Origin of the sequence: Pseudomonas sp. RGM 3321, from assembly GCF_022836805.1 — a bacterium.
Taxonomy (GTDB): Bacteria; Pseudomonadota; Gammaproteobacteria; order Pseudomonadales; family Pseudomonadaceae; genus Aquipseudomonas.
Genome location: NZ_JALHBH010000112.1, coordinates 1 through 14,033 on the forward strand (window position 1 = coordinate 1; position 14,033 = coordinate 14,033).

The 14,033-nt window shown below is 58.8% G+C and carries 9 protein-coding genes and 1 pseudogene; 8 read left to right on the plus strand and 2 right to left on the minus strand.

Features of this window, described 5'->3' with window-relative positions; translation table 11 throughout:
* Window positions 1–124: 124 nt before the first annotated feature.
* Window positions 125–1,818: pseudogene (locus RGM3321_RS28500) on the minus strand (phospholipase D-like domain-containing protein).
* A gap of 353 nt (window positions 1,819–2,171) precedes the next feature.
* On the opposite strand from RGM3321_RS28500, the gene RGM3321_RS15630 reads away from it, so the two are divergent.
* The gene (locus tag RGM3321_RS15630; RefSeq protein ID WP_011167889.1) at window positions 2,172–2,504 is read left to right on the plus strand and encodes a YXWGXW repeat-containing protein; all 333 of its coding nucleotides are present in this window, start codon (window positions 2,172–2,174) and stop codon (window positions 2,502–2,504) included.
* Window positions 2,505–2,564: 60 nt separating this feature from the next.
* Here RGM3321_RS15630 and RGM3321_RS15635 read toward each other — a convergent pair whose 3' ends face one another.
* Window positions 2,565–3,053: a phosphate-starvation-inducible PsiE family protein gene (locus RGM3321_RS15635; RefSeq protein ID WP_054077840.1), complete on the minus strand. Its 489-nt coding sequence runs from the start codon at window positions 3,051–3,053 to the stop codon at window positions 2,565–2,567.
* 427 nt (window positions 3,054–3,480) lie between these two features.
* Here RGM3321_RS15635 and RGM3321_RS15640 point away from each other — a divergent pair, with 427 nt between their 5' ends.
* The 7 genes from RGM3321_RS15640 (at window position 3,481) to RGM3321_RS15670 (ending at window position 13,965) form a co-directional block, all read left to right on the plus strand.
* The gene (locus RGM3321_RS15640; protein ID WP_244393811.1) at window positions 3,481–3,747 is read left to right on the plus strand and encodes a YebG family protein; all 267 of its coding nucleotides are present in this window, start codon (window positions 3,481–3,483) and stop codon (window positions 3,745–3,747) included.
* A 698-nt stretch (window positions 3,748–4,445) separates the two neighbouring features.
* Window positions 4,446–5,702 carry a UDP-N-acetylglucosamine 2-epimerase (non-hydrolyzing) gene (wecB, locus tag RGM3321_RS15645; protein WP_244393812.1) on the plus strand — a complete coding sequence of 419 codons (1,257 nt, stop codon included), beginning with the start codon at window positions 4,446–4,448 and terminating at the stop codon, window positions 5,700–5,702.
* Between the two features lie 166 nt (window positions 5,703–5,868).
* Window positions 5,869–8,082, plus strand: coding sequence for a cellulose biosynthesis cyclic di-GMP-binding regulatory protein BcsB (locus tag RGM3321_RS15650; protein ID WP_244393813.1), 2,214 nt, complete (start codon window positions 5,869–5,871; stop codon window positions 8,080–8,082).
* Between the two features lie 12 nt (window positions 8,083–8,094).
* Window positions 8,095–10,215, plus strand: coding sequence for a glycosyl transferase family protein (locus tag RGM3321_RS15655; RefSeq protein WP_244393814.1), 2,121 nt, complete (start codon window positions 8,095–8,097; stop codon window positions 10,213–10,215).
* Window positions 10,212–12,176: a tetratricopeptide repeat protein gene (locus RGM3321_RS15660; protein WP_244393815.1), complete on the plus strand. Its 1,965-nt coding sequence runs from the start codon at window positions 10,212–10,214 to the stop codon at window positions 12,174–12,176. The genes RGM3321_RS15655 and RGM3321_RS15660 overlap by 4 nt, the downstream gene beginning before the upstream one ends.
* A 31-nt stretch (window positions 12,177–12,207) precedes the next feature.
* Entirely contained in the window at window positions 12,208–13,080 is an 873-nt protein-coding gene (locus RGM3321_RS15665; RefSeq protein WP_244393816.1) for a hypothetical protein, read from the plus strand.
* Window positions 13,081–13,161: 81 nt separating this feature from the next.
* Window positions 13,162–13,965 (plus strand): transglutaminase family protein, encoded by an 804-nt coding sequence (locus RGM3321_RS15670; RefSeq protein ID WP_058400595.1) that lies wholly within the window; start codon window positions 13,162–13,164, stop codon window positions 13,963–13,965.
* Window positions 13,966–14,033 lie beyond the last annotated feature (68 nt).

Consider the following 14,033-nt stretch of genomic DNA (forward strand, 5'->3'; position numbering starts at 1 on the left):
CAGTCGCACGGCCTCAAGCTTGAACTCGAGGGTGTATTTAACGCGGTCTGTCTTGAGCTTAGTCATGTCGTATCCTTGCGGCTATTGAGGCACCTGGCAAGGGATACGTTTTTCAGGGGCAAGGTCATGGCTCATCCTGCGCCCCCGTCCTATTCGTATGCATATCCCACAACCGCTGCTTTAACGGCCGGCTAAACGCCGGATGCTCATGACATATGTTCAGTTCGCTACCAACCATCATGCTTCGGGTATTAAGGTTGGCCGACCCATGTGTGGTGAATACATCATCGACGATCATCAGTTTGGAATGGATGTACACCGGCATCCATGGCTGACCTTCGGGCGAGTCGGGAGCAACGAGTGAGCAGACATGGACTTTCAGGCCGGGCACTTCTCGCGCCTGCACCGTGCTGTTTTCGGCCTCTCTGGTTTTCCTGCCCTGCTCGGCCTGCCACTCATCCAGCTTTCTCTGGCCTGCATGATCATTTGCGGTTTCGGGTTGAGGCTTCGGTGGGGCGTCTGCCTTGATCTGTTTGACGCGCAGCAGTCGGGTGACGCCCGGGATGACGTCGGCGCGGCCCAATTGGGCGAGCATTTCCTGGGTATTGAGCGTGCCCATGCCGATCGCGTCATTGGTGTCATTGGTGATCACGAATAAATGGATGGCGTTGTGCTGCGCCGGATCACGCCCCCATCTGGTTTGTCGCTCTGCAATCTGTTTGATTTTCTCGGCCAGCGGTCCCCAGCGAAAATACTGGTTTTCGATGTAGATAAACTGGCAAACATTGTTGGCCGCATTCAGATAAAGCTTTTCGATGTCGTACACATGCTCCTGGGCCTGAGTACGCAGCAGTTGAGTCATTATCCGGCTGCCGCTGTCACACGTGAGTCGGGATGCGGCTTCGATGGACTGACGTGACTGAAACAGGTCTTCACCGGTCTCCCTGCGCAATGCCCAGGCGAAGTTGCAGTGCAGGTGTTCAAGAACAGGGCCGGATATCTTGCAGGAGATGTCCTGGCGCGGCAGGGCACCCCGTGGTCCGCGATCAGGATTGAGCGCGGTCGCTTCGGTGCGGTTCAGTGCGGTTCAGTGCCGAGTGACTGTTGGTGTCCCAGTACTCGTCCAGCATGTTGTGGCCCATGACAAAACCGACGGCGTCCGGTAGTTCGTAGTCGACCAGTACGCTTTTCTGGTGATGTGTCGCGCTTGCACTCATGGCTTTACGCGCACGCCAACTGACGTTCGGGTCCATGCTTCGATACTGCACCCAATGGTCGATTTCGGCTCTTTCCAGCACACTGAAACCCCGGCTCACCAGCACCGGCACATTGTCTGCGACACGTCGAGCGGCCTGCTCGTCTGCCACGGCGTAATGGTTGAACCAGTCACGGTCATAGTCGTACTGAGCCCGAGTCGAGTTTTGCAAGACCCGGTCCTTGATGCGTATTGGCCCCTTGCCCGGCAAATTGGCTTCACCAGGCCACCCCCGCGCTGTTGAACGGCATTTCCCATGCAAGCACGCGGACCTTTACGCCCTGCGCCGCTTTGAGCATGAGCAGTTCACCGATGCAGGGATGGCACCCGTCGCGGATGAAATACATTGAGGGCTGAAAGCCCCAACAGACGATGTCGATGGACGCCTTGGCGCTATCAATCGCCTGATGCACAGCGCGAAAGGTATCTTCACCGTTTATCAAAGGTTCGTAGACGGCTGATACTGGCGTGAACTCGGTTTTCTGAATGAACCATGGCAGCGTCAGATTGACTGCAAGCCGCTGGCTGGTAGCGACCGGTACGGTGATGTTATGGGTGATCACAGGTTGTCCCTTACGTGCGACTGAGTCCTGGCTTCCTGCCCTCAGAGAGTTGAGGATTCAAAGCGTAAGGGAAGGACATTGGCAGTGAATACCCAAGCATAGGGGCACGACTGCCATCTTCAGCAACGTCATACAAGGGGTAGGGCTGTGACTGTCAGAAAGGTCCTATGCCCTGACACCTGCACGGTCTAGAACACGCCAAACATCACGGCCATACGCCACCATCCGCTCTCCCACCTCTTCAGCAAAAGTACAGATACATCCTGCTACAACCATCCTTGCGCAGAAACATTCGAGCGACTGGGCATTGCGTTCAGCGCCACTGCACCTGCGGATGATTCCGAGGAGGCAACATGTTCTTGAGGTATGGGGTATTGATCGCATCACTTGCGATAGCGTCAGGCTGTGTCGAAGAGCGGGTAGTCCATGAGCGACCACACGTACATCATGAATACGTCGAAGAAGTCATCGCGCCGCAACCACCCCCTGAGCGGGTAATAGAAGTGGAACCGGCACCTCGTCCCGGCTACATCTGGGCACGCGGTTACTGGCACTGGAACGGGCAGCGATTCGTGCCGGTTCATGGTCACTGGGAGGCCGAACGGCCCGGCTACCACTATGTGCATCCGCACTGGGAAAGCGCCGGAGACGGCTGGCACTGGCGTGCCGGTGTGTGGCTTAACTGACAGGCGACTTCAATAGCAACGTACTGGCGGCATCGATCACCGATGCCGCCAGTGTCTCGATCAGACCTCGCCTTTCTCTTCGGTCACAGCGCCTTTGACCGAACTGGACGAGTCGGGAATCTTCGCCGACGGGTATTTGTACGACGCGTAGCGCACCACCAGAATTGCAAACGCCAGCAACAGAATGCCGCCACACAGGTAGATGATGCCAATGTCCGGCGGGTTGTGGTGGGACACGTCGGAAATCAGCAGGCGGGTCAGTGCAGTGATCGCAACGTAGATCAGGAATCGAACGGGCATGTGGTTGGTCTTGAAATAAATCCCGGTCATCGCCCCCAGTTCCAGGTAGATGAACAGCAGCAGGATGTCATCGACCGTGACGTTGCCTTTCTCGACCATGCCCAGGAACGCAACCACTGACGCCCAGGCAGTGATCGCGCCAATCGCGAACAGCGCCAGAAAGTGAAAGCTCTCGACGCAGAGATTACCCAGTGACTCGGCCTGGCCATGCACGCGGTGTCTTATCTTTACTGCCCATTTGTTTCCCATGACGCTCTACCTCTGAACCTTCGTTTATGCCGACCGGATGATGCCGGGTACTGGTAACACCTTTGTGACCTGCTTTTTAAAGCAGGAACAGGGCCATAGGCTATGGTTGAGAGCGCGACGGGTTGTCGCAAGGCACATTTGCAGCGCAAAAAAGATGCTTAAACGCCACTATTCAAGGAGGGGTTGATTGGCGCAGGCTTTTTACTGTATAAAAACACAGTAATCAAGAAATCACCTTCAACGCCGATGCGTCGGAGAGCGGCCTTCATGCAGACCCTCATATGCATATGCATGCAGCGCCCCGCTACACCTGACCGGCATGCTGGTCTTGCAGGATCAATGCTTTTGCATACCCGCTGGTCAGAGCGTGAAGCGCTGAACGTCCGGGTCTAGCCCTTTCAACACTGGATAACACGACGAGGCCAAAATGGCTGTTGAAACCCTTTACCGCAGTACCCGCGATCTGGAGACTACTTTCGTGGACCGTAAACTCGCCGATGCGCACGATCAAATGCTCGAGCTGGCCGAGCTTCTCACCGACGTCCTGATCAAGAACGTGCCGGGGATCTCGGAAAAGCATGCAGAGGATGCGAGTATCTACATGGCGAAAAATCGCGCCGTCTTTGCCGCCGCCTTCAAAAACAACGCGACTGCGCTCAGCGAGCTGTCGGAGCCTGCCGGGTCAGAAGGCTGATTGCGTTCTGCACCGCGACCCCTCATTTGGAGGGGTTCGCTAATCATTCTCATTTAATAACTGGGCAATTTCCTGCATTGCTGCTACAACTCAATAGTGCTGGCCACCTAACTTCAGCGGTATGTAAGCTATTCCTTAACATCCCGTCTACCTGCCAGAACCTCAAACTCGATACAAAAGCAAAGTTCCACACTGTCATTATATCAGCGCCAATTTTGTGAACACCTTCACTCTTCCTGTCATTAATCAGGCGTCAGTATTCTGCTGTAGTGATGCACGCCACAGCACGGCTATTTTTGTTGGAACTTTTTGCCATCATGGCGACTTTCAGCACATTAGCGACCTTTGAAAACAGTCTGATCGACGCTATCATTCACCCACAAAACCCCCGCATCCATTGGCCGAAACGGTTTTTTCAAAAGTTTTAACCTTGAACTGACCACCCCGAAAAACCAAAGTTCCTGAAAACTATTACTTTGAAAAATACTTAATAAAACGTTTTGCTTTATTATTTTGTTCTGCTAATAATCCCGACAATTCCGGGTAACAAGGCACATTGCTACATCACATTGAAGTGAATATCGAGCTACGCACTCCGATCTTCCCCGCCCGAGAAATTCATTAACTCGCCAGCTGGTCACGCTGCTCTCAGCCTGGCTTTGCTATTGCGCGGCGCGCTCAGAGCGCGGGAGGAAATAATGGCTGGTCAGCAACCGAGGATGAAGGTCCTTTCTATATTCGGCACTCGTCCAGAGGCCATCAAGATGGCTCCGTTGGTCAGAGCACTGGCCGCAGAGCCGGGTATCGATTCGAGAATCTGCATCACCGGACAGCATCAGAGCATGCTGCAACAGGTGCTGGACATGTTCGAGCTCAAGGCCGATTACAGCCTTGATGTGATGCGCCCCGATCAGACGCTGAACTCCCTGACTGCGGCGCTTTACGCAGCTATCGATCCAATTCTGGACGAGATGAAACCGGACAAGGTGCTGGTTCATGGCGACACCACATCAGCAATGGTGGCGGCCATGTCGGCCTTTCATCGCCGCATCCCCATCGGCCACGTCGAAGCGGGCCTGCGCACTGGCGACATCCGTCAGCCGTGGCCTGAAGAGATGAACCGTCGTTGCATCGATCTGATTTCCGATCATCTGTTTGCACCGACGGCCGAGTCGCGCCGCAACGTGCTGGGCGAGCGCCTGCAAGGTATCTCGTTCGTGACCGGTAATACCGTGATCGACGCCCTGCACCTGACGGCTCAGCGGATCGACAGCAACCGCCAACTGCGCCACGCACTGGATCGCCAGTTTTCATTTCTGGTACCTGAACGCAGGGTGTTGGTGGTGACCGGGCATCGGCGCGAGAATTTTGGCGACGGCTTCCTGAATATCTGCAAGGCGCTGGGCGAACTGGCCCGACGCGACGACATACAAATCGTCTACCCGGTGCATCTGAACCCCAACGTACTGGGGCCGGTCACCGAGCACCTGGGCGACTTGCCTAACGTGCATCTGATCAAGCCTCTGGATTACCTGTCGTTCGTGCGCCTGATGCAACGCGCCCACGTCATCCTTACCGACTCCGGCGGCGTGCAGGAAGAAGCGCCGTCGCTGGGCAAACCGGTGCTGGTCATGCGTGATGTCACCGAGCGTCCCGAGGCAGTCGCAGCGGGTACTGTACGGTTGGTAGGCACCGAGACCGACGCGATCATTCGCGGCGTGAATGCCCTGTTTGATGACGACGCCCTGTGGCAGAGAGCCTCCCATGCCGCCAACCCTTACGGTGACGGCAAGGCCAGTGCGCGCATTGTCGATGCCCTGATGGGTCGTCCGGTGGATGAGTTTGTCGCCGAGCTGCCGCGTTACCGCTCCGACCCGGTAGATGTGCAGCTCGACACGCTGATCCAGCCTCAGCCTCAGCACCAGCATAACCAGATGCGCTCGATGGCAGGTTAGCGAAAACACGCGCAGGTAGCGCAAAAGAACCCCAAACATATCCGCAGGAAGCAGTCCGCAGACGATACGGGCACCCGGTTCGCACCGAGTGCCCGAAAAACGTTGTAGCAGACCGGCAGCCTGTATCAAGACCCAATGGCCTTGAGCCTTTACCGAGATCTGCACGATGAAATCTTCCGTTGCCGTAAACATGGGCGCGTTGAACGTCCTTGCCTGCGGGATGAGCCTGCTGGCTCTGATGCCTGCATTTGCCCTGGCTGCCGAAAGCCCGTTGACCCAGGCGATCAACCGAATCACTGCCGACAGTCGTCAGGAGCGAGTGATCGAGCTGCGGGAACTGGGCATTGATCGCCCGATCATTCTCAGTGCCACTGATGCGCGCCGTGAGCTTTACCTGCCGGTGCCCGCCAATGTGCCGCTGACGGATGCGACGCTGAATTTTGACGCCAGCTATCTGAATGGCGAAGCAGGCCGCAACACGCTGCTACTGTCGCTGGACGGTTATCCGGTGCGTGCGCTGGGCCTCAACGAAGAACAGGGTAATGCCAGTGCCGTACTGGGCGTCGACAAGGCAGCCCGGGAAAGCGGCTCGGTGCGCCTGGGCATTGCCTGGTCCTCTGTGATCTCGAAAGTGCTCTGCGAAGACGAACGCGCCATCGGCAATGTGCTGCGCATCGACCCGCACACGCGCCTGACTTACGGCTATGATGCCAGCCAGTTGCAGGATGTAGGTGCGGCGTGGAATGCACTGCCCGGCAAACCTGGCCTGTTGGTCGCCCCCGGCACCTTGTCGAGCGCCAGCTACGATGCCGCCTGGCGTCTGGGCGTAGCGCTGGAACGCATCGGTAAACAAGCGCGTATCCTGCCGTTTCCTGCCGTGCAGGACAGTGTGGACTTGAGCGGCCTGAATATACCGGCAGAACTCAAGCAGATTCCGGCATTCGCCAGCCTTGACGGCAAAGGCCAATACACCTTGCTCGACCCGGCGCAGATCGGCGCATTGCTGATGCTTGGCCAGACCCCGGCATTGCAGGGCGATCTTGCGATCAGTGATCCGCAACTGCTCAAGGCAATCGACGACGCTCTGAACGCCCTTCAGGCACAGGTACAAGGACTTGACGCAACCGCCGCCGCCGCACTGGGCCAGTGGCGCGAACGTCATATCAAGCAACCGCTCGCCAACAGCAGCGAAGACGTGAGTCTGGCCCTGCTGGGCAATCGCGCGCTGCTGATGATCAAGCCGGAGTCGGCGAACAAGGCCATCGGCCTGTTCAGTTCAGCGTGGAACAAACTGGCGCGCAATCGCCAGTTGACCATCGGTGAAGAAACCGCGATGCCACTCAGCGAAGACGGTCGCGTAGCGCTGACGCGCCTGGGCGGCAAGCCCGGCACGGTGGATGTGCTGGCTAAAACCGACTGGAGCGCCTCGTTCCCGCTGGGCAGCGTGGCCTATAACGGGCGCGTACCGGTAACCGCGATGATTGATGTTGCTGCGGCCCCCGGCGCATCCGGAACGCCACCGGTTGCGACGCTGTTTCTCAACGACTACCTGATCGGTGCGATGCAACTGACTGCCGATGGCAAGAAAGAGCGCATCGAAGCAAGAATTCCGCAATATGCACTGGCAGCGCAGAACACCTTGCGCGTCTCGTTCCAGCGTCAGCCGGTCAGCAACCAGTGCCTGGAGACGCCGCAGGCGTTCCCGATCTCGGTATTGCCGACCAGCCATGTGGTACTGGACAAGATAACTCCCGACGAAAACTTCTCGGGCATGGCAGCACGCTTCGCTACGGACACTCAGATAATGGTGCCCAAGGCCTATCTTGAGCGCCCGGCCAGCAGCCTGCCGCAAGTGATCCGCGTCGCCAGCGCGTCCGGCGTCTCGCCGCTGCGTGCGCAACTCAGCGTCAGCGATGACGCCAGCGTAGCCGTGACACCCGCCAAAGCATTTCTGGCGTTCGAACTGCCAGTCAAGGATGGCACCGAGTCGGTCAAGGCCAGCAACGACGGGCATCTGTTGATCAATCACAAAGAGCAGACGCTGCTCGACCTCAAATCCCTCAACCACCTGGCCTCGTTGCAAGTGATCGACGCGGGCGGCCAGCACGGCATGATCTATCGCACGCTTGGCGGTCAGGCCCCGGTTTTCGAGCGCCCGCTACTGCTGGAGCGCGGCAACGCCACGCTGCTTGCTGACAACGGCCCGATCGCCACCTTCGACGCCAAGGATCCGACCGGCAGCCAGATGATCGAAGACGAGCAAAGCACTGGCCTCGACGCCTGGCGCAAACCGTCGCTGCTGTGGCTGATTCCGGCTGGCATCGTACTCTTTCTCATCCTGTTGCTGGCTGGCCGTAGCGCCCGTCGCAATCGCTCGTAACGGGCCGCCGCAATGACGTCGCTCTATTGGCCTTACTGGCTGGCCCATTACTACAGCGTGCTGGAAGTCGCGACGATCGTTGTCGGGCTGATTATCCTGGTATCGAGTATCGATGACCTGTTCATCGATATCTGGTACTGGGCCAGGCGGCTGTACCGCAAGTTCACCGCCGAACGCCGCTATCGGCCACTGACCGCCGAGCAGTTAATTGCCCGCGACGAGCAGCCGCTGGCAATCATGGTTCCGGCCTGGCTGGAATACGACGTCATCGCGCCGATGATCGAAAACATGGTGTCGACGCTCGATTACCAGAACTACGTGGTGTTCGTCGGCACCTACATCAACGACCAGCGCACCATCGATGAAGTGGAGCGCATGCGTCGTCGTTACAAGCAGTTGCACCGCGTGGAGGTGCCGCACGCCGGCCCGACCTGCAAGGCCGACTGCCTGAACTGGGTCATCCAGGCGATTTTTCTGTACGAGAAAACCCACGCCGTACAGTTTGCCGGGACGATCCTGCACGACAGCGAAGATGTGCTGCACCCGCTTGAACTGCGCCTGTTCAATTACCTGCTGCCACGCAAGGACATGATCCAGTTACCGGTCGTGTCGCTGGAGCGTAACTGGTACGAATGGGTTGCCGGCACCTACATGGACGAGTTTGCCGAATGGCACGGCAAGGATCTGGTGGTGCGCGAAAGCATGACAGATACCGTGCCTTCGGCGGGCGTCGGCACCTGCTTCTCGCGACGTGCACTGATGGTGCTGGCCGGTGAAAACCAGAACCAGCCCTTCAATACCGAAAGCCTGACGGAAGACTACGATGTAGGCGCGCGGCTGGCGAAATACGGCATGCAGGCGATCTTTGTGCGCTTCCCGGTGCAATTTCGGGTGTTGCGCAAATCGTGGTTTCGCAAGCCGTATGAGTCGACGCTGGAAATGCCGCTGTGTGTGCGTGAGTTTTTCCCGGACACCTTCCGTACCGCCTTTCGCCAGAAAGCACGCTGGACCCTGGGCATCGGCTTACAGGGCTGGGAGCAAATGGGCTGGACCGGGTCGCTGGCCAACCGTTACCTGCTGTTTCGGGACCGCAAGGGCGTAGTGACTTCGTTCGTCAGCATCCTGGCTTATGCGATTCTGATTCAGTTGCTGGCGTTGATAGTTCTGCGTTCAAGCGGCCTGTGGAACACCAGTTTTCCGACACCGTTTGAAACCAGCGGCCTCATTCAGTACCTGCTGGTGGCCAACGGCATCGCATTGCTGTGGCGAATTCTGCACCGCTGCTACTTCACCACCGTTCTGTACGGCTGGCAGCACGGCTTGCTGTCCATACCGCGCATGGTGGTGGGCAACTTCGTCAACTTCATGGCTGCGGCACGCGCCTGGCGCATGTTTCTGGTGGGCAAAGTGCTCAACCGCAAGCTGGTCTGGGACAAGACCATGCATGACTTTCCGTCTACCGATCTGGTGGCCGTCGCGCCACGTCGTCTGGGTAGCGTGCTGCTTTCATGGCAGGCCATCAACGACGAAAAACTGCAGACCGCACTGACTGAGCAACAGACTCGCCAGGTGCCACTGGGCCGGATTCTGTTGAGTCATGGCTGGCTCGATGACGAGACCCTGGCTGAGGCCATCGCCTTTCAGAACGACCTGCCGCGGGTCTTCGACATCGCTGGCAAACGTTCGGCAACCAGCGTCCTGGCCGATGAGTTCTGCCTGCGCTGGCGCGTTGTGCCGTTGCAAATGAATGCGCTGGGCCGTCAGGAAATTGCCGTGGCCAGCCCGCTGACGGATGAAGGTCTGCAACAGATTACCGGGCAACTGGGTGCCGAGCCGGTGCAGTTGATTGCGCGTGAAAGCGACATCGTCGCGCAGTTGCGTCAGCTTCAGGTAGTCGAGGGCCAACCATTGCCAGCCACTGCCCCGCTGCTGGGCGACCTGCTGATCGAGCAAGGCCTGTTGGACCGCGAAGTATTCCAGAAAGCCATGCTCAGCTACCGCCCGCATGTGCATGGCCGGATCGGCGATTACCTGGTCGACATCGGCGTGCTGCCCCGAGAAACCATCGAGCAGGCAGTGGCGCGTCAACACAACCATTACCGATCTGACGATCATACGGAGCAGCCACTATGAAGCGCCCCTTCATCCTGTCGCTGCTGGTGAGCGGCCTGAGTCTTGTTGCACCACTCAGCCAGGCAGAAACACTGCCTTTGCCGTTGACCGGTCCTGCCTATGCCATCGCCAACGAAGCCTACATGGCCTACAACCGCAAAGACTACGACCTCGCTATTGCCAAAGCGCGAGAGGCATTGCGCCAGCGTGCGGATGCCGACCAGTTGCGCGATCTGATTGCCTTGGCCGAGCGCGATAAATACCGACGCGATCACCCGCAGCGCTTCCCCAAGGCTCGCCCAAAACCGGGGTACCTGGAGGGCAACCAGGCGCTGCGCGCGTACGCCAAGCGCGACTATGACGGCTCGGCAAACCATGCGCGCAAGGCCATTGCACAGGCACCAAAAAATCTCGATTACCGCATGATGCTGATCGAGGCGCTGCAACGTCAGCAGCGTCTGGACGAAGCACAGCTGGCAATCAACGATGCAGAGCAGGCAGTCGGTCCACAGCCGGTTTTGACTCGCCGTCGGCAAGCGATTCAGGAACAGGCAGCGGTCGACAAGGCGGCCACCGGTTATAAGGCACTGGCACGCGGAGATAACGACACCGCAGTCAGCGAGGCGCGGGAGGCTGTTCGCAGTTTTCCGAAACAAATGGCTTACCGAAAGCTGCTGGTCAGCGCCCTGATTGCCCAAGGGCAATATGCCGAAGCGCGCTCTGCGGCTACCGAAGCGCTGGCGCTGAATGGCAACGACGCCACCCTGCTCGTCCAGCGCGGACAAATGCGTCAACGCCTGGGCGATCAGGACGGTGCGCGTCAGGACTTCGCTCAGGCACTCGCCGTGGGTAATCTGCCACTGCGCGAGCAAGCTTCCTTGTACGCAGCGATGGGCCAGCCGGGTGAGGCGCTGCAACGTCTGCAGAAAGCTCGCGATGCGGGCGAACTGCAACCCGGCGATGAAGTGCAGATTGCCTACTTCCTCAGCCAGGCGGGCAACGATCGTGGCGCGCTGAACGAGTTCAAACGGGTCGACCGCAGCTCCGGGCTCAAGCCGCGTGAAGTCCAGGACGCGGCCTACAGCGCCATGCGTACACCGGACGACGTGCAGGCCATCGCCTACTTCAAACGCGTGCTCGACTATCAGCAGGCCGGTGATTTGCAGATGCCCGCGCAACAGGTGTTCGACACCCGGCGCGCCGTTTCCGATCTGTCCCGTGAATGGGGTTTGACCAACACCACGACGTACCGCGGTGCCAGCACCAGCAGCGGCCTGAACGGCGCACCGAGCAGCAACACTGACAGTGTGCAGAACAGCACCGAAGTGTTCTGGCGACCACTGGGCTACCGCAATGCGCGCTTCGTCGAGCTTTACGGGCGCGTGACCGACACGTTGTGGAGCAAGAACGGCGACTCCGACACCGGTGCGGATGCATTGCAGGGAGCGCTGGGGATCAGGGTCAAGCCGTTCAGCTCAGTCAACGTCATCGGTGCCTTTGAGCGTACCTTTCCCTTGGGCAACTCCAACGCCGACGGCGACTGGCTGGTACGTCTGGGCTATGGTTCCAGCATAGGTACTGATTTGCGCGTCGACGTGCCCAGCTGGTGGACCTCGCAGCTGTATGCCGAGGGCGGCCGTTATTTGCAGGACAAACGCAACTATTTCAACAGTGAATGGCAGGTCGGACGCAGCTTTCGTCTGGACAGCATCAGCCCCAGGCTGGTGGTGTTTCCACACGTGGTCGCCGCAGTGGACTACGATTCGAAGATGCGCAGCGAAGTCGACAGCAGTGGCCGCAGCAGTACTTCATCCGGCAACGCTGGCGGGCTGGGTGTCGGCACTGGCGTGCGCTACTGGTTTCGCGAGGACACGTACAAGGCGCCACAGTCGTATGTCGACTTCTCGGTGCAGTACCGCGAGAAAGTCTTTGGCGACGACCGCGCAGAAGGCGTGTTCGCACGCATGACATTCTCGTGGTGACAATCGCGAGTCATCCATCAGGGAGTAATGTTTGAAGGCTTTGGCCGCACTGCTACGACAGACAGCATTGATCAAGACCTCGCTGGCAGCCGCCCTGGTAGGTGCGCTGACCCTCGCCTCCAGCGAGCTGTATCAACTGATACAGCCAAGTGGGCCGGGAATTGTCGGCATCGTCTGGCAACCGGATAACGCAACGGTGGGGATAAGCGGCAACTGGGACAAACTCGGCGCACGACAATTGCTCGTGCAATGGACGGCGGTCGATGAGCAGTCGTTCATACCAGGCACCCAGATGACCAACGTGCCGGTGCTGCCGGACTGGGCGCGGATCGGCAAGGAACCTTGGGCGCAGGAGGTGATTCTCGGGCTGGCCGGATACTTCAGCGAAAACCGCTCAAGGGACAATATCGAACAGTTGGCGGTGCTTTCGGCACAACTGGCCAAAGTAAAAACGCCGCTCAATGTCACCGGCTGGTATTTCCCGGCCGAGGTCGACCCCAGCTGGAGTCGCGCCAAGGAATTACCCGCGCTGCTGGCGAAGCTGCCCAGGCCGTTGTGGATCAGCGTCTACGATGGTGCCAACATCGGCCCCGCCGCCACTGCGGACTGGCTGAAAACCTGGCTGCCGGACGATATAGGCGTGTTCTTTCAGGACGGTGTGGGTGTCTATGCGCGCACCGCTCCGGTTGCCCGAACCTACGCAGACGCGTTAAGTAAACGGCTGGGCAAAAACCGCGTCAGAATCATCGTCGAAGCGTTCCGCCCGCAAGTGGGTGGCGGTTTCCGACCGGCGACGGCTGCCGAACTGAAACCGCAAATAGCGGCTTTCGATGGTTATCCACTGTACCTGTTCGACGGCCCGCACTATGTGACGCCCGACTTGATAAAAGCCCTGAACAAGTAGAAACAAGTGGCGCTGGACGAAATTCCCGCGTGGGGCTAAAAAGAGTCTTCCTACTGGATTTTCAGCCGCACGGAGTGGTCGATGACTCCACGTCAGCATTGCCTGGCCTGCCTGCAACAGACACCGCCCTCGGTGTTTGAAGCTGCGCTATGGGTGTCGAGCGAGCATGACGCACACTTTGCCCGGCATGCTGTGATCAGCGACATGGACCAGCTACAGCGCCAAATCGACGCTGCGCTGCCGGTCCTGCCAGCCCCCGAACTCGCGCAACCGCTTTTACGACAACTCAATGCGCTGGGTTTTCAGCAAGATGACTGGAACCCGCCCAAACCCGACTCGGCGCTGCTGCACAAGGTCGTGCAGCAGCGTCGTGGCCAGCCATTGGGGCTGGCACTGATCGCGCTGGAGATAGCACGGCGGCTGGAGATTGCGCTGGAGGGCGTGAACTTTCCTGGCCACTTTCTGCTGCGCGTGCCGGGCGCCGATCATTTGCTCGACCCCTGCAGCGGACGCAGGCTTTACCCAAGAGACTGCCGCGAGCTGTTGATCCGTCAATTCGGCCCGACCATGCAACTGCGCGCCGAACACATGACACGCGCAACACCGACCAGCATGCTGCAGCGATTGTCGCGTAACCTGCGGCATCTGCATCAGATCAACGATGACTTTCTCGCTGCGCTCAAGGACGCCGACCGCATCGTCGAGCTGGGTCAGGCAACCAGCGGAGATCACCTGGCCCGCGCCAGCCTGTATCAACGCCTTGAATGCCCGCAGGCCGAACGTTTCGACCTGGAGCGCGCGCTGTTGCTCAGCGAAGACCCGCTGCAACGAATCGAGCTTGCCGAGCGCCTGAGCCGGTTGCCGGCGAACCACAGCGTTCATTGAGCCACTTGCACATTCCCCGCGAATTATTACCTGCGGGGTAATGCTGCATATCCTGTACGGGGATTTTT